15 protein-coding genes and 1 tRNA gene are annotated in these 21,792 nt (G+C 37.7%); 4 read left to right on the top strand and 12 right to left on the bottom strand.

Annotation, left to right across the window (positions count from 1 at the left end; genetic code table 11):
- Window positions 1-81: 81 nt before the first annotated feature.
- The 4 genes from ACF3OC_RS14100 to ACF3OC_RS14085 all read right to left on the bottom strand — a co-directional run bounded on the left by ACF3OC_RS14100 (window position 82) and on the right by ACF3OC_RS14085 (window position 5,932).
- Window positions 82-155: transfer RNA gene (locus ACF3OC_RS14100), tRNA-Ala, on the bottom strand.
- Between the two features lie 36 nt (window positions 156-191).
- On the bottom strand, window positions 192-2,093 hold the full coding sequence (locus ACF3OC_RS14095; RefSeq protein WP_392469511.1) for a DUF3857 domain-containing protein: 1,902 nt from the start codon (window positions 2,091-2,093) through the stop codon (window positions 192-194).
- Entirely contained in the window at window positions 2,090-4,060 is a 1,971-nt protein-coding gene (locus ACF3OC_RS14090; RefSeq protein WP_392469509.1) for a DUF3857 and transglutaminase domain-containing protein, read from the bottom strand. The genes ACF3OC_RS14095 and ACF3OC_RS14090 overlap by 4 nt, the downstream gene beginning before the upstream one ends.
- Window positions 4,061-4,159: 99 nt before the next feature.
- Entirely contained in the window at window positions 4,160-5,932 is a 1,773-nt protein-coding gene (locus ACF3OC_RS14085) for an ABC transporter ATP-binding protein (RefSeq protein ID WP_094256034.1), read from the bottom strand.
- 148 nt (window positions 5,933-6,080) lie between these two features.
- Here ACF3OC_RS14085 and ACF3OC_RS14080 point away from each other — a divergent pair, with 148 nt between their 5' ends.
- From ACF3OC_RS14080 to yajC, 4 genes are read left to right on the top strand one after another with little or no spacing between them, the layout of a single operon-like run.
- The gene (locus ACF3OC_RS14080) at window positions 6,081-7,151 is read left to right on the top strand and encodes a Glu/Leu/Phe/Val dehydrogenase (protein WP_094256033.1); all 1,071 of its coding nucleotides are present in this window, start codon (window positions 6,081-6,083) and stop codon (window positions 7,149-7,151) included.
- A 48-nt stretch (window positions 7,152-7,199) separates the two neighbouring features.
- Complete coding sequence (gene nusB / locus ACF3OC_RS14075) at window positions 7,200-8,150, top strand: transcription antitermination factor NusB (RefSeq protein WP_169715150.1); 951 nt, start codon at window positions 7,200-7,202, stop codon at window positions 8,148-8,150.
- Window positions 8,151-8,160: 10 nt separating this feature from the next.
- Complete coding sequence (locus ACF3OC_RS14070; RefSeq protein ID WP_094256031.1) at window positions 8,161-8,610, top strand: DUF1573 domain-containing protein; 450 nt, start codon at window positions 8,161-8,163, stop codon at window positions 8,608-8,610.
- 27 nt (window positions 8,611-8,637) lie between these two features.
- The gene (yajC, locus tag ACF3OC_RS14065) at window positions 8,638-8,952 is read left to right on the top strand and encodes a preprotein translocase subunit YajC (RefSeq protein ID WP_094256030.1); all 315 of its coding nucleotides are present in this window, start codon (window positions 8,638-8,640) and stop codon (window positions 8,950-8,952) included.
- Between the two features lie 505 nt (window positions 8,953-9,457).
- On the opposite strand, the gene ACF3OC_RS14060 is transcribed toward yajC, so the two are convergent.
- The 8 genes from ACF3OC_RS14060 to ACF3OC_RS14025 are packed head-to-tail and all read right to left on the bottom strand — an operon-like array spanning window position 9,458 to window position 21,778.
- On the bottom strand, window positions 9,458-10,492 hold the full coding sequence (locus ACF3OC_RS14060) for a PKD domain-containing protein (protein ID WP_094256029.1): 1,035 nt from the start codon (window positions 10,490-10,492) through the stop codon (window positions 9,458-9,460).
- A 20-nt stretch (window positions 10,493-10,512) separates the two neighbouring features.
- Window positions 10,513-11,889, bottom strand: coding sequence for a DUF1735 domain-containing protein (locus ACF3OC_RS14055; RefSeq protein WP_094256028.1), 1,377 nt, complete (start codon window positions 11,887-11,889; stop codon window positions 10,513-10,515).
- Window positions 11,890-11,900: 11 nt separating this feature from the next.
- Window positions 11,901-13,622, bottom strand: a complete 1,722-nt coding sequence (locus tag ACF3OC_RS14050; protein ID WP_182499550.1) for an alkaline phosphatase family protein — start codon at window positions 13,620-13,622, stop codon at window positions 11,901-11,903.
- 10 nt (window positions 13,623-13,632) lie between these two features.
- The gene (locus tag ACF3OC_RS14045; protein ID WP_169715149.1) at window positions 13,633-15,246 is read right to left on the bottom strand and encodes a DUF5008 domain-containing protein; all 1,614 of its coding nucleotides are present in this window, start codon (window positions 15,244-15,246) and stop codon (window positions 13,633-13,635) included.
- Between the two features lie 4 nt (window positions 15,247-15,250).
- Window positions 15,251-15,991: a fasciclin domain-containing protein gene (locus tag ACF3OC_RS14040; protein ID WP_094256025.1), complete on the bottom strand. Its 741-nt coding sequence runs from the start codon at window positions 15,989-15,991 to the stop codon at window positions 15,251-15,253.
- A 2-nt stretch (window positions 15,992-15,993) separates the two neighbouring features.
- Entirely contained in the window at window positions 15,994-17,538 is a 1,545-nt protein-coding gene (locus ACF3OC_RS14035; RefSeq protein WP_094256024.1) for a RagB/SusD family nutrient uptake outer membrane protein, read from the bottom strand.
- Window positions 17,539-17,543: 5 nt separating this feature from the next.
- Window positions 17,544-20,675: a SusC/RagA family TonB-linked outer membrane protein gene (locus ACF3OC_RS14030; protein WP_094256023.1), complete on the bottom strand. Its 3,132-nt coding sequence runs from the start codon at window positions 20,673-20,675 to the stop codon at window positions 17,544-17,546.
- 11 nt (window positions 20,676-20,686) lie between these two features.
- On the bottom strand, window positions 20,687-21,778 hold the full coding sequence (locus ACF3OC_RS14025; RefSeq protein ID WP_256962478.1) for a DUF5007 domain-containing protein: 1,092 nt from the start codon (window positions 21,776-21,778) through the stop codon (window positions 20,687-20,689).
- Window positions 21,779-21,792: the final 14 nt, after the last annotated feature.

The raw sequence follows: 21,792 nt of genomic DNA, 5'->3' as shown, positions 1-21,792 counted from the left end.
ATTATGCAAATTGGAGGGTACTGGGAGGGTACTGAAAAAAATAGGCATTTATGAGTTTTCATAAATACCTGATTATTAGTGTGGAGAATACCGGATTCGAACCGGTGGCCTCTTGCCTGCCAGGCAAGCGCTCTAGCCAGCTGAGCTAATCCCCCTTAGCGCAGCAAATATACTGGAATTTCCGATATTTCCTATTTTAGCGCCAAATTATATTTTGTCCCATCTAAAAGGGATACTTCCAACATAAAATTGCTGAAATCAGCGTAGCTAGCTGCTGGATAGACTCCTTCTTTGATTTGTAATTTCCGGTAGCAAACCATTTTCCCATCCTTGATATCAACTGTTAACTCGTAAACCCCCATGGGAACCTCAAACTTCTTTTTTAAGGGGATTATTACGTGCTGTAGGTTATCTGGTAATTGAATTTCTGTTTCATCAATATCCGTATATCCACGCGTGATTTTAACTAGGTTACTGCGATTGCGAATATCTGGAATTGGAGAAATACGATTTAGGAAATTTGGAAATACAGTGATGTTATTGTTGTTTTTTATACCAAAATTCTCGGCCTCAATGCTCAGCTCCTCCGTTAAGGAAAGCTTGGGTCCATCATTGATGCTGTATTTGATGTCGTTAAATTGAATTCTATTGATATCGTATTGACGACGTAGGTTTTTGATTTGATCATCCTTTATTTTTTTAACATTGACAAAATGATTTTCAAATTGTGTCCCTGCGAATTCTGTATTGATTGTACCACTGATTTTTCCTTCAGGTGATAACACGAATGAACTTTTTCGGTGTTGCAGGTTTTGATCGTAGGAATAAACTGCGGTACGCATTATTTTTCCACCGTTTTCAGTAACTGCAAGGACCAGACGATCATCTGTAAAATCACCTAGGTATCCGAAAGGAAGCTCTTGACTAGTGCATTCCAACCATGTCGTATCATTTTCAAAAGGCAAACATAAAATAATATGGTTTCCATCAATTAGATTGGCAAATTCAGGATCAACATCCATCTTTCTGTTACCAGCCTCAACAATACAATAATAGGACGGTATATTGACCACATCCAACAATGCCTGCATATAGTTTACCAAGGCTTTACAATCGCCATATCCTAAACGATCCACATCAGATGCTGGAAATGGTTCCTGACCACCTATACCGATCTGAACTGAAATATATCGTGTTTTCTGTTGGAGATATTCATATAAGGCTTTAGCCTTCTCCTTATCGGTTTTTAAATCCTTACATAGGTCATTTACTTTAGCAATGGTCGCATCAGGTAGCTTTCGCTTATCTTTCAATAAATTGACGCTTAGCCAATTGCCGAAATCATTCCAACTGTTGACCTGGCCAGCATGCTTGTAGTATTCAAAGGATTCCGGAACCACAAAAACCCGCATCCCTGTTTCAAAACGATTTGGACTATATGGTTCAGAACGTACTGCCGGGATATTGCTGACTTCCCAAAAATAAGATTTCTGTTTCCCCTTGATTTCCTCTTTGCCTTCGCTTTTAAGGTTTTTCTTCAGGATCCTCAATTTATTATTCGGATCCGCTAAGATCTCATAACTGCTTTTTTGGACAGATACATCTCCATAGAAATTTGGTCTCCAAGAATTTATAGCCAGGGTTTGATTATGACGGATTTCATAATCAAATACCACCGTATATGGAAAGGAGGAGAGTGATGGCGCTAAATACTTAATCCTTGCATTGGTGAACAAGGTGCTCTCTTCAGAGGCACTGTAATCCTTAAAATCTTTAACCGAGAATTTTTTTACAGTTTTGCCATCCGCATCTAAGACCTCGCCTTTGATGTTTTTTATCTGACGAGATTTATCATAAGAAAATTCAATCCGATTATAATCTTCACCAGCGTTATTATGGATAGTAATAACCCTTCTGCCCGTTTCAATCATTTCACTTGGACTTAGGATGTTAAAAGTCTGATGTTCTTCACGAACGGTAGCAGAAGCCCTGCTCAGGAGCTCTTTTGGGATGTCACTTACTTCATATTGCGCATGCGCATTCAGATGAAATAATACAGCTATAAATGCGAATATTCTGATCTTTCCAATCATATCTTTTTGAATTGAAAGTCTGTCATTTGTTGTTGGATTATCCTTGCGAAAAATTCCTTCAAATGGAAGTATTCCTCTTGGTTGTAAATTGCCTTATTTAAAGCGATCGATTGCTGAACCATCAATAAATCTTCATTCACTAGAGATTTAAAGATATATTTGGCAGTGCCTTCTGGCAAAGCCATCGAAGTATCCTTTGGTTTACTGCTGTTTACAAAACCTTTGGGTAGACTAATGGAGATATTAAAACTTTCTAATTGAGGAGCACCAAGATCTACATGATAGGTCCTTTCTTCCAGTTTAAATGGATTTTTTGTTGTTCTTTCATAGAAGGTCGGATTCAATAAAAAATTAGCCTCTTTATAATTATCCCTCAAATCCATTTCAAAACTTAATGTTTCTATGAAATCCTTATCTAAATTTTCTAGATTTTCTACTTTGACCCCCAAAACTCGCATACTGCTGATTTTCTCCATAATTCCTTCTTCGTACTCCTCAAAACTGTTGTATTCGTCAATTTCTCTCCGTTTAAATAATGCATCCAAACCAGAGTATAAAACCCGAATAGTGCCAGTAATCTTGCCTGTCGAATCCAACTGTCCTAAAATATTAATCGATTTCTTAGCTGGAACCACATTTTTTAGGTCTATCCAATCAGATTGATTTTTTGAATAGATTACCCGACCGCGGTCATTGATTGATTCTATGGATAACTCACCGAATGGAAGGAACTTTTTAGAAGCATCCAATAGATAATCTTTGCCATCAATCTTTGCTAAACAGATCACAGCATTAAAATCACTCATTGATGGGTATAAGTAATTGGGCATTCCATTCTGACGAGTAGAGATAATCACGGGGAATGCTTCTATTTCAGCAGCATTTAATGCCGCAATCAAACTGAAATTAATATCACCGATATTTCCCTTTTTTGTTTCCAGGGCTTTCTTAATTCCGACTTCGGCAAACTTCCCAATGATATGGTTCCAAACGATGTTTTTTTGAATGTAATAGTAGATCGCCTTTGCCTTATCCAATGCCGATTCCTTGTTGCCTATTATTTCTGGTAAAATATCCTTAAATGCAGATTTGTTCTTTATCTGACCACCGAATTCTTTGTCTTGCATCAAGTCCTGATCAATGTCGGACCATTTTTTCGCAAAGTTGGTATGTGGACCATTGGGGTCAAGATAAGTTCGTAGTTCATAATTGATGGATGAAATATAGTTAATCGGGGCTAGCATATAATCCTCCTCTTTAAAAGCGGGGATATCTTTCATGGTATAAGTGAACTTGGAACAATCTTGACGAACTCCATTCAGAAGAAAATGTTTATGAAGAACTTCAGATTTACGATCTGTTAAGGGAAGGAAACCCTTTAAGTTAATATTGTAATCAAATGTAGCCGGAATTATGGATACATACTCACTGTGAATTTTTGGAAATTCAGATTGGAAATACCAGGTACGATAGGTTCTTATTGCTGGTGAATATAATCGATATGAATACTCAATAATGGAATTATCCTTAATATTAGGAAGAGTAAACTTTACTAATTGGTTATATTGTGAAGCCTTTTCCGTGAAGATGGCTTCTTTTTTTAGTTCATCTGTGATGAGTTTGCCATTATCAAAGTTTATGGTTTTTCCCTGAATTTCCCGAACATATTCCATATCTGAGCCATATTTATAAAGGGGTATCGTGACATTCGCAGCATTTGCGCCTTCCTTATCTAGGATTTTTATCCTGACATAGGTGGAATGAACCACACGCATTCCCCGATCACTTTCGCTATATTCCAAATCTGTTCTCCCATGTTCATAGATGACTATGGCATGGGCTGAAGTGTCAATTTGCTTATGATCTGTAAGGAATAAACCAACATCAAGTTTTGGCAATGGATTTTCCTGGGTATAACCCATGAGACATGCACATAGCATGCCTAGCCCTAGTAAGATAGATTTCATAATGATTTGGTAATAATTTAGGTCAAATGTAAATAATTTACATCTAATTTAACAGGAGCTATTTAACGTAATTATTACTTTTTTGTTAAAGTATAATCTTTATGCTTCTAACAATTGTTTTTCATATAAAGAAGCATATTCTCCATTGATGGCTAGCAGCTGTTCATGTGTGCCTTCTTCGATTATTTTACCATCTTCAAGGACTAAAATATGATCTGCATTTTTAATGGTAGAAATTCGATGAGCGATAATAATAGAGGTTCTTCCTGCCATGATTTTCCCTAGATTATGTAGGATCTCTTCCTCAGTTTTCGTATCTACAGCAGAAAGACAATCATCAAACATTAAAACTTTAGGATCTTTGACCAATGCCCTTGCAATCGACACTCTTTGTTTTTGACCACCTGAAAGTGTGATTCCGCGCTCGCCAATATGTGTTTCAAAGCCTTCATCAAAGCCGATAATATTTTCATATACAACAGCATCCTTAGCCGCTTGTTCAACTCTATCAATATCAACTTGGTCCAAGCCGAAAGCTATATTTCTTGCAATGGTATCCGAGAATAAAAAGACTTGTTGTGGTACAAATCCAAATTGTTCCCGAACAGATTTTAAGTCATATTCCCGAATATTACGTTGGTCATATAAGATTTCACCTTGATCCGCATCAAACATCCGCATCAGCAAATTAGCCAAGGTTGATTTGCCAGATCCAGTACGACCTATAATAGCCATGGTTTTACCTGCTGGTATATGAAAGCTGATATTATCAATAGCCTTGATCCCAGTTTCAGGATAAGTGAATGAAACATTTCTTAATTGGATATCGCCTTTGATTTCATGATCCAAGGTACCACCTTTAATCTCAGAATGAGTATGTAGGAATTCGTTTATTCTTTTTTGGGATGCTGCCGCTCTTTGTACCAAGGAAGTTACCCAAGCTAAGGACATAGCTGGAAAGGTTAGTTGATTCACATAAATAATGAATTCCGCAATATTACCAGCAGTAATATTACCAGCATTTACTTCTAGTCCACCCACATAAACTGTTACAATAGTACTGAACCCAATTAAGAAGATAATCAATGGAAAGAAGATCGCTTGAACTTTTACCAGATTTAAATTGATATCCTTGTATCGATCGCTCTCTACCTTGAAATTCTCCATTTTATCCTGCTCTCGTGTATAGGTTTTGATCACCCGAATACCTGAAAAGGTTTCCTGTACAAAGGATGATAATTGGGATAACTGACGTTGAATGCGTTCACTTCTTCTATTGATGACCTTATTTACAAAAAGGATAATGACCGAGATAATAGGAATCGGTAGGAGGGAATAGGTCGCCAATGTAGCATTTACATTATACATGGCGTAAATAATCATAATGGACAATACAACTGTATTTATCGCATACATGATTGCTGGGCCTAAGTAGTTTCGAACCTGATTGACATCCTCAGTTGCTCTATTCATCAAATCCCCAGTATTGTTCTTTCTATAAAACGAAAAATCCAACTGCTGATAATGCTGGTAAATTTCATTCTTTATATCATATTCAATATGTCGGGAGGTTAGGATCAGGGTTTGTCGCATCATAAAGAGAAAAATTCCTCTCAATAAGGCGAGGACTAAAACGACAATTCCGAAGAATAATAAGCTTTTACTGAATACCTCATAGATGATCGATTGGCGGTCGAATCCATCATATAATCTATATAAATCGATGTTTTCCTTGACCAGGTCAAAAGCTTCACGGATGACCTGTGCAGGAAGAATTCCGAAGTAATTTGATATGATTACGAATATCACACCTGGAATAATGCGCCAACGGTACTTATAGAAAAATTTATTGAGGTATGATAGTTCCTTCATTTGAACAAAAATAATGGATAATTTTCAATAAACTATGGAGTAAAGTTGTGATAATGTCAATAGTTTGCCTTTATTCGAATATTTTAAGCCTTTTCCTTAAAGAACTAAATAATTTACTAATTTTGTACCTGTTAAATTTTGTTTGTTTATGCAAAAAGATTCTACCTCCTTATTTGATTTGATGCGTGTTTCAGACCATCAAAATATCTTCATTTGTAATGATAAAGAAGTCGGCTTGAAAGCTATTGTCGCGATTCATGATACGACATTAGGTCCAGCAATCGGCGGTGTCCGGATGTTGCCTTATGCAACCGAAGCAGAAGCAATTGAAGATGCTTTGCGTCTTTCGAAAGCTATTACCTATAAAGCTTCCTTAGCTGGTCTTAACCTTGGTGGTGGTAGTGCAATTATCATAGGAAACAATAGAACTGAAAAATCTGAAGTTTTAATGCGTCGTTTCGGAAGATTCATCAATGGATTGAACGGAAACTTTATTGCATCGATTGATGTAGGTACTACGCAAAAAGACTTAGAATATATTCATGCTGAAACGGATTATGTTGCTGGCTTGCCAACTTCATTAAACGGTTCAGGTGATACAACGGTTTTCGCAGCCAAAGGTGTCTACTACGGTATCAAAGCCGCAATCAAAGAGTTGTATGGCGATGATAACCTTGCTGGTAGAAAAATTGCTGTTCAAGGTGTGGGTAGCGTAGGGGAACATTTGGTATCCTTATTACGCGCTGAAAATGCGAGAGTATATGTTTCTGATATGACTGAGGAGCGAAAAATGAAAATCGCGGCCAAATACAAAGCAGAACCTATTACCTATTCGACAAGCTTTGAATTGGATGCTGACGTGTATGCACCATGTGCATTAGGTGGAACTGTAAATCCAGATACCGTACCTCGTATGCGTTGTAAAATTATCGCGGGTTCTGCAAACAACCAACTTTTGGAAGAAGAAAAAACTGTAGAGTTATTAAAGGAAAATAATATCCTTTATACCCCTGATTTTCTAATCAATGCTGGTGCTCTTATCAGTTGTTACTCTGAATTAGAAGGTTATGGTGCCGATCGTACAGATCATTTGATCCGTTACATCTACACTGCAACCAGACACGTGATTCAAAAATCAAAAGAAGAAAATATTTCAACATATCAGGCCGCTAAAGAATTAGCTGAAAAGCGTATTGCGGACATGAAGAAATTAAAATAATATAGTATAATATCGTTCTTTATTAAATATTCGTTCTTTCATTAAATTATGCTAAATAGAAGACACCTTAGGGTAAAGGTCATGCAGACATTGTATGCCTACAGCTTGTCGGAAGACAAGAGCATTGTAAATTTTGAGAAAAGTCTGCTCAAAAGCGTTGAGGAAGTCGATGAAATGTATATCTGGACACTAAATCTTTTGGATGAAGTGGCAGAGTATGTTTTGATCGATGTGGAAGGTATTGCCAATAAGTGGATACCAACCGATAAGGATAAGACCTTTACTTCTACAAAATTAAATAGCAATACTTTTATCGACTCCTTGCGACAAAATCGTGAGTACCTGGAAAAAGTTAAACGCTATAACGTTGACTGGAATTATGATCCTGAAATCGTGCGTTCTATTTTCGCTCAATTAAAGGATTCTGAAGCCTATTTGGAATACCTAAATCTAGAAGACCGTTCTATTTCGGCAGAAAAGGATATCATAAAATATATCTTTAAAAAGATTATTCTGAAATCACCAGATATCGAACAAGCCTTGGATGAGCGTTTCATCAATTGGCAAGTCGATAAGGAAGTGTTACAGGCGATGATTGCCAAAACTTTCAAGAACTTCAGTTCTGAGGTGCCTGCAAAAAATAAATTAGCAGATTTAACCCCTAGTTGGATCGAAGACAAAGATTTCATCATCGACTTATTAAAGTTGACCATTAAATATGGGGAAGAATATCAGGATATGATTGCTGCTAAAACTAAAAACTGGGAATCGGACCGTATCGCCTTAGTGGATAATTTATTGATGCGTATGGCCATTACAGAATTGATTAATTTCCCTACTATTCCAGTAAAAGTTACAATTAACGAATACATTGAATTATCCAAATCTTTCAGTACCTTGAAAAGTAGTACCTTTATCAACGGTATCCTTGATAAGATCCTTGCGGATTTGAATGCGCAAAGAAGAATCAAAAAAGAGGGTAGAGGATTAATTGCTTAATGATATAAACATGAAAAAATTAATTTTAGCTTTCGTTGCTGCAACTGTTTTTATGAGCTCCTGTAATCAGGAAGCCAAAAAATCTGATGCTGATAATACAACTGAAGCATCTGCTAATGCTGCATCTGCGGAAGGATTTGATGGAATTGGAAAAATGGATTTTGAAAGTTCTGTTTATGATTTCGGAAAGATCAAAGAAGGTGAAGTGGTGAAACATGTTTTCAAGTTTGAAAACACAGGTACAAGTCCGGTTATTTTATCTCAGGTTTCAGCAAGTTGTGGTTGTACAACTCCAACATTTACAACGACACCTATTCTACCAGGAAAGACAGGCGAGATAGCTGTTGAATTTAATAGTGCCGGACAGATTGGATTGCAACAAAAAATTATTACGATTGCTTCAAATGCTGAATCCAATATTACTACTGTTCAACTAAAAGGTGAAGTTGAAGCAATTTAAGAGCAAACTATAAATTATAATATACAGATGATTTCAACAATTTTATTACAATTAGGTGGAAGTGGCTTTGCACAGTTAATTCCTATGGTATTGATCATAGTGGTTTTCTATTTCTTTATGATTAGACCACAAATGAAAAAACAAAAGGAACACAAAAAATATATCGAAGAAATTGGCGTAAACTCTAGAATCGTTACTACTGCTGGTATCCATGGTCGTATCGTTGAAGTTAGCGACAAAACTTTTTTAGTTGATGTTGGTAACGGTGTTAAAATTCGCTTCGACAAAACTGCAATTTCTCTTGAAGCTTCTAAAGCAATGAATACTGAGAAAACTGCGTAAGCATTAAAACCATAAAAAAAGTCTGTTTGGAATTTCCAAACAGACTTTTTTTATTCCTTTTGATTTCTTCCTATTCCCCATTCCACTTTCCTATTATTTTCTAACCCCTCTTATCTCTTCTTATCTTAAGTTTATTCATCTTTCTTTGGTTAAACCTTAAATAGTATTCTTTAGCACTAAAAATTCGATTCAAATAGCAGGCTTCTGGGGATTTTTCCCGGACCTTCTCCGGACCTTCTTCGGACATCCTTCGAAAATTTGCGGACAAGGTCCGGAGAATTTCTGAAGGAAGTGAGGCTGAAATGTGTTAGTAAATAGAACAAGGTTGGAACATGAATTGAATTAATCTGATATTTCATTGGATATCAGAATGGGAATTGATTTCTCTCCTAAGGAACCTATGGGAGAGGTGGAAGTCTTCCATAAAAAAATCTGATTGCTTTCTTCTGTAAACAGAATCAGCAACCAGATTATTACTAAACTATCAATTTTTAATATGGACTCTTTATTGCGGGAATTCTAATATTCGAACTTCAGACATCTGGAAGTTACTACCGCCATTCAATTCTAACATAGAGAATTTATAGTAATTATAAACCTCCTTATTTGTAAATCTAAAGGTTCTTGATTGTCTTCTTTCGGTGAAGAATTCATTGGACCTTTCATCGACGGTCACCCAGGTTTTACCATCCAGGGATCCTTCTACTTTCCAGCGTTTTGGATCACGGTCTGGTGAGTCATTACCAGAAGTCATACTATATCCATTTACGATTTGTGGTGCATCAAATAAGAATTGCCAACTCATATTGCCACCCACACCACCAACAAATAATTTGGTTGTAATATCACCGTCAATCATCTTCTTAGAACCTTCACCAGCATCTGGACCACCACTGTTCTCATGAGATACGGTGAATGTGTTTTGGAAGGTTGTAACATCTTTAATCAAGCCCAATTCGGCAACAAAAAGATCCAAGATGGCTGTTGATCCTTTTGATGTGGTCACCTTTAACTGAATTTCCTTAAATGTGCCTGGCTCAAAAGTCAGGTCAATGGTTTTATCCGTACTTATGACCGACGATGTATTTTTGTACCCATCTCTCCATTCTGTTTTGGATACAGCCATATTCGTGGTAAAAGATAGATTCAGTTTACCAGCCCCTAAGCTCTTGGTGTTCACCTTGATTAGGTTCGCCGCAGATATTCGGATAGTTTCCTCCCTTTGGGCCCAATATCCTTCGCCGTTTAAAGCTGTCATGGTAACCACAAAAGTTCCAGTTTTTAAAAACGTATGGGTAGGTGCAACCACGGAGGATGTACTATCATCTCCAAATGCCCAACGGGTTTCCTTAAAATTAGTGCCTTTGTTATCAAATTTATAAGTGAAAGGGTCATTGGCGCTGACCAAGGCATAGTTAAATGATGCCGTTGGTTTTGGTTCTTTCTCGACAATTTCCGGAACCCCTTGTTCTTCTTTTTTACATGAACTGCTTATCAATCCTAGGATTAAACAGATAAATGCATATTTCATTATTTTCATAATTCTGTAAATTGCTATTGTTAAGGAATTCTAACCATTCTCCATTCTGCCATTTGGAATAAACTACTACTTCTAGTTCTTTCTATGTGCAGCTTAAATTGTTTGTAAGCTTTCGGGAACTCAATATTAAAGCGCTTAGTTTCTTTCCGACCATTGAATACCTCCGTACGGCGAACATCTATTGCCTCCCAAGTATTACCATCATTTGATCCATATAACACCCATTCTGCTGGGTCACGCTCTTGAGCATCATTACCTGATGTAAAGGTGTAAGCACCAATTTTCTGAGCTTCCGTATAAACTAGCTTTAATTCCAAATCAACGAAGTCAAACAATAAGAATTTAGAATCATAATTGTTGTCGATCAGTTTTAATGCATTTTCATTTTGGTTACCATTATCACGGCTATAACTGTAGACGCCATCATTGGTAACATCGACTTCTACCACATTTTCAGAATCAATCAAAAAGATACCATAGCTTTTCTCTGGGTTAATTACATGTAGGGTAGAGGAAGTTAACTCCACCATGACAGCTAATTTTTTATCCAGATTTGCACTGATAACCGACCAAGGTACTGTCAATTCAAGTCCTGCATTTTTTGCATTACTTGGAAACTGTACTTTTGAAGCGATTGTATATTGGTCTGGATTTAAACCAATGGTGTTTGCAGGAAGCGTCCCGGCTTTGATTAATTGGGCAATCGTATCTGTTGAGGTCCCAATATCCACTGAAAATGCAGATCCCGGGAAACTCGCCAAGCTGACTCCAATAGGGATCGTCAATCCCGAAGATGAACTTTCATAGTTCATTTGGTTCTTCGCAACCAAAACTTCTCCAGCACCATTCGTTAAGGAAAGAAAGTGAATATCAGATTGGGTTATTAAATCATTTACCTTTAAGATCAATACGCCGATCGCATTGTTTTTATCAATGTTATTTCCTTTTCCCGCATTTGTAATGCTGTAACCAATTACAATATTCTTTCCGAAGTATTTTTCAACTTCGGTGCGTGTTATGGTTAAACTGAATACTGTAGAGTCAGCTCCAAAATTTACCTTGGTACTGTTTGGCAGGAAAATAGACTCTGCTCTGATAGCGACATAATTACTGCCCAAGTTTTTGGATTTAATATGATCAGCAGCGGCTTTTTGATTGACTGCCAAATTAACTTCAAATGCTTTTGAAGCAGGAGTACTTAGCTTAATACTCACAGGAACTGTGATTTGCTCATTGGTCTTGGTGATTCCCCCAGCAATATCCCCAGACCCAACCGTGGTCGAGGAGCCTGGTTTGATGGCGAAATCTTCCAATGCCGTATCCTTACAACCCCAAATAATGGAGAAGAGTAGGATAGGTAGGAATATATTTTTGAATAATTTCAACATGGTTTTCATAATCTAAAGGTTTATTTATCAATCCACACTCGACCATCTAATCCCCAGCTCAACTGTCTTGGAACTTTTAACCAGCTAATGATTTGGGTAGCAACATCAATGTTTCTAGGAACCAAAGCACTCAGGGTTTCTGCAGACGGTGCACAGATGAAATCATTCAAATTAGTGATTGGATAATTTCCGTGAGTTTTCATATGTGAACCAAATGGGCCTTCATCCAAAAGGACAGAACCATCGGTGGAGTTCATTGGCCAATAACCAGCTAGGAAGTTAATATTCGGGTGGTTTGATTCTACTCCGACTTCACAGCTATACTGTTTAATGGTTTGAGGTGAGAGAGCTTCTTTCCAAATTTTAACATCCGCTAGGTAAGCATCAGAACGCCATCCTTCACGTGTTTCTAGGAATCCGATTCTTAATTTAGCTTCTGAAGTGATGGATCCCCAGCCAGTAATTTCCGCTTCTTTTGATAATTCCCCATTGGTGTATAATCTTACCGTTCTCTTACCATCTACGGTTTGACCGGTTACTGCAATTGAGTTCCAAGTACCACGGTTCAAGTTTTTATCTGCTTTCACTTCCCCGGTACCTTTATCTCCACGCGCATTGAAAATCCATGATTCACCAGAAAGGTGGATTACCCAACCGATACCAGATGGATCTTCACCCCAACCACCTTGCCAATGTTGTCTTTTTCCGATAATGGATGGATACCAAAAGGCGTAGTTGTTGTCGCGTCCTTTATTCTTTTTGATTTTTAGCTCAATGGTGAAATCCTTATTGTCCAGATTGAAGATGCTGTTATCACCAGAATCCAATTGGGCATAGTTTTCGGCATTAAAGCGCATGAAATCCCCGATAAATTTATTTCCAATAAATGGTTTACCCACAAATTTGGTGCTGAATTTAGGGGAGTAAATTACTGTAAAAGTATTTACAGCAGCATTACTAAAAATGGTATTATCATTTTGCGCAGGAGGGATTTCATATTCTCCACCTTGACTGGAGGTAATTACGACCATCCAGTTTTCCTTTGCATAACTAGGTCGAGCTTCCAAAGCTTTGATCATTTGCCCAACCTGAGCATCAAACTTCTCGATAGCAGCTTTATAGGCAGGCTTTGAAACATCATACCCTGCAGATTTACCAGCAGCATCAACAGCGGAGAAATGTCCTGTAATAAGTGATAACTTTTCATCTTTCAGGTCGTTGATCACTTTAGTTGTTACATCATCATCATTTTGAGCAGTTTGAGCCTTGGTATTAGCACCAAAATATTTAAGGAATGTTGCATTCGAACTTATGGTACTCATTTTTATGGAGTCATTTGTTGCATCCTTAATGCGTTGTGCCAATAGGGGATAGGCATCGAATTTATTGTTTTCAATAGTATTATCCCTGACTCCATGCTTGCTAAAGTTAACACCGGTGAACAAATTTGACCAATTGGAATAAATTCCAGCGGCATTTTCTTCACTTAGCGATACCCATGAATAGATAGAATGGGGAATAAGTGCATTGATATTGGGAATATTGGAAGTTCGAACGGATTCCCCGCGAGCTCCATCCACAATCAATAATAATACTTTTGGAGTTCCATAGATAACATCTATGGAATCATTATTATTTTCTGGGATCACCTTAGAAAATTCCTCCTGACAGGAAGTAATAGTAGTAAGGCCCAGAATCATCAGCATGAATGCTGATATGGAGTTTAAAATACGTTTCTTCATAATTAGGAGTTTATTCAATTGTAATTCTTGTTATACCACGGGCATCGACATTGTCAAATTTCGAGAAGCCACCCAATAACAATAAGGCTCTTTTACCATCATCAGATTTTGTTTCAATAACTTTACTAATATAACCTTGCACCAAACCTGAATTGTTCATGCCTTTTACAAGGTCTCCTTTATTGTCCAAAATCATAAATCCAGATCTTGCAATTCCATTGTACTCTTTAAAGCCTCCGGAAACAACGATTAAGCCATCATCCAATTGTTTGGCATAACCGGCACTGCCCGTTCCAAAACTTTTTACTTTAAAAGTATTATCAATAGACCCATTGGAATTCAAAAGGATTAAATACGGAGAGTTCACGTTATTAAACATTTTAAAGCCACCTGTTAAGACATATTTGCCTGTTTTATCATTATAGGTTACATTACTAACAGTGAAGTTTGCACCTGTACCGATATTAAATGTTTTATCTACGGTTCCATCTTCATTCAGACGGACAATATTCCCTGCGGCTTGCCCATCAAAGTTGCTGAATTTACCATAAACTACTGTTTTACCCTTTAAGGCACCTGTTTCATGGTAGTATGCATTGACAAATCCATTTGCCCCAGACAAGGCTTTATTTCCAGAGAACCTAAAGGTTTTATCCAGGGTTCCATCCAGATTCAAAAGCGCCACAGAACGAATCTCGGTACTGTCCAAAATAACAGAGTCACGTGTTTCCATATAATTTGGTTTACCATAAATCCGGTGAATATGGAATCTGAAATCTCCGACAGCTAATATTTTTCCTCTATGTTGGAAAATTCTGAAAACAGCTTGGTTGAAGCCACCATTGAATTTAGGATAGTATTTTAGGGTATCCGGTAAATGCGGAGGTCTAAATGGTTTAACTTCCATCGTATCGATCTGACCGTTTAAATTAATCCTGGTTAGATTGGAGATATTGTCGGTCCTTTGGTCGAAACCAGAAAAATTACCAGCAATATAATAAGCATTCTGAATTTGAATAATAGAATTTAACGATCCATTAGATCCATTTCCGACTCTAAAACTTGCGTCATATTCTCCATTTCTAAAGGTTCTAACAATACGATTATTTGGTTTGATATTACCTTTGTTTTCATAATTCGAGAAATCGCCCACCAAGACTCTTTTGTCCTCAATGGTTGTTAGCATATCAGCAATATAGCTACTACCACCAGAAACACCATATTTCGCTTGCCAAGTAGGGTCTAATTGAACCTTGCCAAGAACAGTGAAGTTCGGACCATAGAAGACAATGTCATCTATCAGAATGGTTGTTTTTCCTGTACTTGCGAATTCAGGAACTTTAACCGTAATTTCTCCATCGGTAATAGAAACTATTTCTGCTTTTTGACCATTGAAGGTGAAAATTGCTTTCTCCTTATAGTTTGTCAATCCAGTGACCTTAAATTTTACCAGGGTACCTGGTCCACCAGTTTCCGGAGCAGGTTTCTGTGTACTTTCAATAACAATTCCCAAAGGTTCTTTTCCTTGTTGATAAGGGTCAGAATGGAATTCAACATCTTTGGAACATGAGAATAATCCAAAGAAGCTGATTGAAAGCATATAATATATTAATTTCTTTATCATAATTTTAGCGTTTACTTTGAACAACATCTGATATAAAATCCATTGAAAGTATATCCAATCCGAAATAAGCCTTCGTATAATCAAGTACATGAATTACACCATTTTTTGGTTGTATATCCGAAGTTGAAACCGGGTAGGAAAGGAAAGCAGTTGGATTTGATTCATTTTGAATATAGGATAATTGCAACTGCCTGTAACCTTTATATTTCAATCTTGAAACCACTGTGGACCCATTCATCTGAACGATATCGTTAAATACCACTCCAATGTTGCACACAGAACCTTCCAAGGAGATATAGTTTTGCCCAGGATAAGTACTCAATAAGTCCACATCGATTTGAGGATAATCCGCCAATTTATTTTTACCATTGAACATATGTCTCAAGAGGTATTTTCTCCAAATTTCCCCATCCACATCGGCCAAGGTTTTTATGGTATCCAATCCATTCGAAAATAAGGTTGGATTAAGTTGGTTTCGGACTAAACCTTTAATATCTGGATCAGCAGGGGCAAAGAAGGTAAATTCTTTTTCCTGAAAATCTTTTTCAAGTCCGGCTAATTTGATGATTTCGACAATGGTGTCAAAAAGAACAGGTTTTGTTTCCAGATATTGTATGATACTACCATCGAACTCTGCCTTCGCTAAGCCTCCATCTTCATAATAATCATCTTTACTGCACGCACTCAGGAATAGGATTCCAAAAAAGAACAGTGCAATGTATTGAGGTTTAAATAATCTTTTCATAATTAACGTCCAATTGTTGTCCAGTATTCATTCAGTTTCATATTCGGGTTATTGTTCATGGCCGAAGGATCAATTGGCCAGGTCCAACCTCCACGGTTGTATTGGTCAAGTGTTAATGGACTCATGGTCCATTCTGCACTCATTAATCTTCTGGTCCGAATCAAATCAAAATAACGATGACCTTCTCCGATTAATTCTCTTTCTCTTTCTAGGAAAATAAAGTCTTTCAGGGCCCCACCGCCACCTCCACTATATCGGGTAGCTTGGGCTCTATCACGGACCATATTCACGGCAGCAATAGCCTCGTTATTTTTACCTAATTCAGCACATGCCTCCGCATATAATAGAATGGCATCCGCATATCGGAAGATACTAAAAGTATTGTCCGGGTTTTTGTCCTCATTACCTGAGGCATAAACGTTTGTACCAAATTTACGAAGGACGAAACGGCCATTATCCGAAGTAATATCTTCAAACCACATTTCCCTACGTTTATCAGCATCGCCTTCAGGGAAAATTTGATTCATATAGGTAGAGATAAAGAAACAGTGACTTAACTGATTCGTGTATCTCGGGAATTTATATGGCCAACGAAGAAAGTGATCCCAAAATGGTGCTAAGGGTTCAACAAAATCACCATAGTTAATACTTTTGTAGAATTCAAAAAGAGACTCCTCACTTCTACCTTTGGTTACAACCGCCCAGTTTTGGTCCGTAAAAGGAGCAATAAGTTTATGTTGCTTACTGTCGATCAACTGTTTGCCCAAATTTGCTGCTTCATTAAGGTATTTATTTTTATTACCTGGGTCAAAGCTTGAATTCCACATATTCATATGCATCAATAAGGCTATAATCGCCCCTTTTGCAGGTCTAGCGCCTCTTAAACCTGGATCATTTAATGACCATGGCATTAAATCTTTTTGCGGAGTTAATTCGGCAATACACTTATTTAATACCGAAACCATGTTTTCACGAGCTAAAGGTTCGGTATGATAAGGATCGGTGTAGTATGGGACATCCCCAAATAGGCGTACCATCCAGAAGTAGGTGAAACAACGCAAGAATTTTGCTTCCGCAATATATCTAGCTTGGTCTGAGCCTGTAACCCCAGGGATTCCTTCCTCTAGTTTTCCGATCAGGATATTTGCACTTTGTATAACCTGGTAATATTTTGTCCAATTTGAAATCACATGTAATTTATACCAATCAAATTGGGAAGAGTACATTGCTGCTGGCAATTGGTTCTTACCTAATACTTCAATTACCTTCCGTTGACTGTAACTATTGGCGCCTTCAGATACAAATATCTCACCTGAACGGGCTTCACCAATTGCGCCCATTACCCAGGTTTCATTGATTTTCTCGAAGAATTTGGCATACATAAATGCAAAATTGGACTCGACATCCTTTTGCGACAAGTAATAGTTATTTCCTGTTAGACGGTCAATTGGTTCTACGGTCAAGTAATTCTTACAACCAGAAGAGCTGAATCCAAGAGCTATACCTAGACCAATTACTGCTAATTTATTTTTTATCAAGTTTTTCATAATTTTTAGAATGAAATATTGAAACCTAAGGTATATGTTCTCGGTACTGGGTATCCATTGGATGCATCGCGTCCTAGACTCGTCACGTTCTCAGGGTTTGGACCTGAATAACTTGAAAAGGTGTAAACGTTATCCATTGATGCGTAAATACGGAATCTATCTAAGCGGTATCTTCTTAAGAAGTCCATGTCGAATACGTAAGCCACGATAATATTGTTGATCTTAAAGTAACTTCCGTTTTCTTCCCAAAGAGTTTGGTCATAGCGGAACGGCTGTACACTGTTATTTCTCGAGAAATCATAAGGATAAGGGTATTTTGCAATATCCCCATCTTTCATCCAAATACTAATGTTTTCGATCGGCACAATCGCTTGCGAACCAAAAGGATCTCTAAATAGATCCATGCGTTGCGCACGAGCATAATTTAGGATTGTTCTTTTAGCCGTATAGGAGGCATAAACCGAAAATTGGAAATTTTTATAATTCAAGGTGTTTTGCATACCACCAGTCCAAAGCGGTTGAGTATTACCTGCACGTGTATAATCGCGATTATCTAAAATATAATCTCCATTTCTATCCACGAAAATTGGATCTCCGGCTTGGAAGAAGGTACCATCTGCAGTGCGGTATCTCAATCCAGTAGCTGGATCGATTGGCACATCTGCATCAGTCGCATAAACCCCTACGTTTTGTAATAAATAATTCGAAAGGGCAGAGGTTCCAACACGATTTACCATATGCAATCTATCAGCATTCCCATCCCATTTGATATATTGACCACGGAAGTTGTCCGGAAGTAATAATAATACATCTCGGTTATAAGCTCCATTCAAGGAGAATGTCCAGCTAAATGGGCTCGATGCAGATAAAGGACGAACATTGATGGCAAGCTCATGACCATAATTGGCTACCCCGGCATCATTGGAATATAACTTATCAAATCCGGTTGAATTCGTTAAGAAGGATTCAAATAGCAGATTATCCACCTTTTTGTAATAGGTGTCATAGACTAGATCTACTTTATTATTGAACAAGTTCAAGTCCAAACCAGCATTATACTGCATGGAGGTCGTAGGTTTCAAGCTTGGATTCGGGATAAAGGAATAGTTAATACCAATACCTTGCGTTTGGTTATAGAGACCTGAAATATCATATCGTCCATAGATACGCTCCAAGGTACTCGTAGGCATTACATTGACCCCCCAAGTAAAACGTAAAGATGCCAAATTGATCCAAGGAATCGATTTAATCCATTCTTCATGATGCGCATTCCAACGGAAACCAACTGCTGGATTTTTAGTGTAAAGATTTTCAAAACCATTTGCGGAAGAACCATCAATACGATAGGATAAATCCACAATATAACGGGATTTATAACTGTACGAGGTAGCTAATGCAAAGGATAATGCTTTTTCATTTCTGAAATTGGATAATACACCACCACCTCTGGAGAAATAACCATCATAGCCAAGAGGCCCTTCAAACTGATCATTTGGAGTTCTTGCTTGTTTTGTAATGGTGTTCTGACGTTGGTTATGTCTTACCTCATTGAATAGGTTAATAAAGATATTATGATCTTCATTGATATCCTTTGTGTAGTTTATGATATTTCTATTATATAAGTTCGATTCCCGTCCAGCAAAAGAGTAGACTTCTGAGAATTGGCCAGCAGCAGCGGCTGGAGTAAATTTGTCTTCGTTATTAGAAGCAAACTCATAACTCATGGCGGACTGAATTCTTAATCCCGGGAATACTTCGAATTTTCCTTCCACATACGGACGGATCAACTTGGAGCTGTTATCGTTCTTGGTCCGAATCGCAGAAATATAACCTGCATCTGCTGAGAAGAATCCTGGTGGCGGTAATAAGGTTGAGTTCATACCACCGGTTGAAACTCCCGTTTGTAAGATCCCTGTACCATCACCTTTATTTTGCTTACCTAACTGAGCAAATACCTGACCTGTAAAATCAAATCTTTTATTAGGTCTGTAATCCATTCTTAAGTTGGATGAATACCTGTTGAATCCTGTGTTTTTAATAACCCCAGTTTCACCATAATATCCAATATTGGCTTTATAGGAAAGGACTTCATTTCCACCATCTAAACTTACGTTATGATTTTGGTTGAATGTATTTTGATAATAGAGCGCTTGCCAGTTTGTGGAGTTATTGTAAAATGCATTCAAACTATCTGCAAGCATTGGTGTTTCCATAATCTTATCCAATTCCCCTTGCGTTATTGCATTATTGATAATTTGCCACATCTTTAATTGGCGTTCCAGATTTCCTCCCAATGTTTCTCTTAATTTAGGAGGAGTCTTCATAAATGTACTTTGGGTATAATTAATTCGAGGAACTGGCGAATTACCACGTTTGGTCGTAATAATGATTACCCCATAGGCACCTTGGGATCCATATAAGGAAGTTGCTTGGGCATCTTTTAAGATTTCGATGCTTTCCACATCTTCAGGTGGAATCAATGATAAAGGAGAAATACCTGGACCTTGTTGTTGAAGACCAAATTCTGACGCTCTATCGGCATCCATAGGCACCCCATCAATCACATACAGGGGAGAGGTAGGCATTAAGATAGACTCGCTACCCGACCCGGTTGTGGAAAGGGTTGAAAGACCACGGATTTGGGTTGACCCTCTAAAACCAGGAGCACCTGTATTTACTTGCACGTTAAGTCCCGGTACTTTTCCTTGCATTAATTGCTCAAGGTTGGCTGCAGGTACGTCACGGATATCTTTTTGACCCAATGAGGCAGATGCACCGGTACTGGTTTCTTTTTTACGAGCTACATATCCACGGACAACCACTTCTTCCACTTGATCTTCAGTTGAGCTCAATTGAACGGTTAAAGTAGTCTGATTTGCCTTTACGGTTACTCTTCTCTGGTTAAAACCTACCGCCTTAAAGACTAAGGTGGTATTGGCAGGTACGCTTAATGCGAAACTACCGTTGTCAGAGGATGCGGTAATAGCACGATTAGTTGCAGCATTTAAAATAGTTGCCCCAGCGATTCCATTATTGGACTCGTCAACTACACGCCCACGAATAGCTTGATTCTGGGCATAAGCAATTTGAAGGGTAAAAATGCTTAAGATTAGTATAATTAGTTTTTGAAATTTCATAAGGCTTAAGTTTATTCATCCTCAAATTTTGGGTTCTCATTGCGGAAATGGAATACAATTTCCCAGTCTCCTTTTTTATAAATCCGGAAATTCAGACCAAATGACCCTATAGTTCTGCCACCACCGAAACCAATTCTGGAATAAGCAAAGTTGACATTGGCCGTTCCGCCATTGGCGTAATCGGTTTTATAATTGGTTAATGGAATCGGATAGGCCACATCATATTGGATATACTCTGGATTTTCTACCTTATTGAATCCATGTACCAACATATCCCATTTGGTTTCATTGAATTTTTTAGGATTGATGAACTTACCATCTGCTCCCATAAATTTGAAGCGTAAGCTATTTCCTTTACCACCTGTAAATGGACGAATATAAACCACCACATCTTTTTGGATGTTATTATTTACCAAATTCAATTGGGTTCTTTCACCAACAACGTTACTCAAGTAACTCGGGATAATATAATCCTGTCTGGTGGTATCTTTCGGTCTTTGGGGATCGGGAGCTTTGCCACCTGTATATGGATTAATATCCGTGGAAGGATAATAAGGGATTTCACGCCAAGGAATAAGTTGGAAATCCTTGATTATCTGGGTTCCACCGGAGTTTTTAACTTTCAGGTCAAAAAAGCGGATATCCTGAGTTTTTATAACCGTATCCACAGGTCTTGGTTTCAAGATGGCATTGGTTGCTGAAGCCCACAGTATAAAACGACCATTGCTGTCAACTTCAAATATCGGTTTTTCAACAAGTCTTCTTTTGGCTTCAATTTCTGCTAATGATTTTTCCAAACCATCATATTCCTGAATCCATTCGTAGGTTTGAGCTTTAGTAAATATATCGGTTACAGGACGTCCATCACCATACCTTGCATTGACAATTTCAAAGGTCATAGGTAGGGTAGAGTTGTCCTCCACTAAGGAGGTAAATACCGAGGTTCGTCCTAATGTAGGTTCAAGAACCTTTATTAAGTAATTTACATTTTCACTGATAAAGTCTCTGTCTTCTGGGAGGCCATACATGTCAGAGCATGCGGAAAATATGCCAAAGCTTCCAACAAAGACGCAGAATATTCGGATTTTATTCGAGATTTTCATAATTAGTCTTTTCA

It is taken from the genome of Sphingobacterium cellulitidis, assembly GCF_043187465.1.
Taxonomy (GTDB): Bacteria; Bacteroidota; Bacteroidia; order Sphingobacteriales; family Sphingobacteriaceae; genus Sphingobacterium; species Sphingobacterium cellulitidis.
This window is presented reverse-complemented; position numbering and strand designations above follow the sequence as displayed.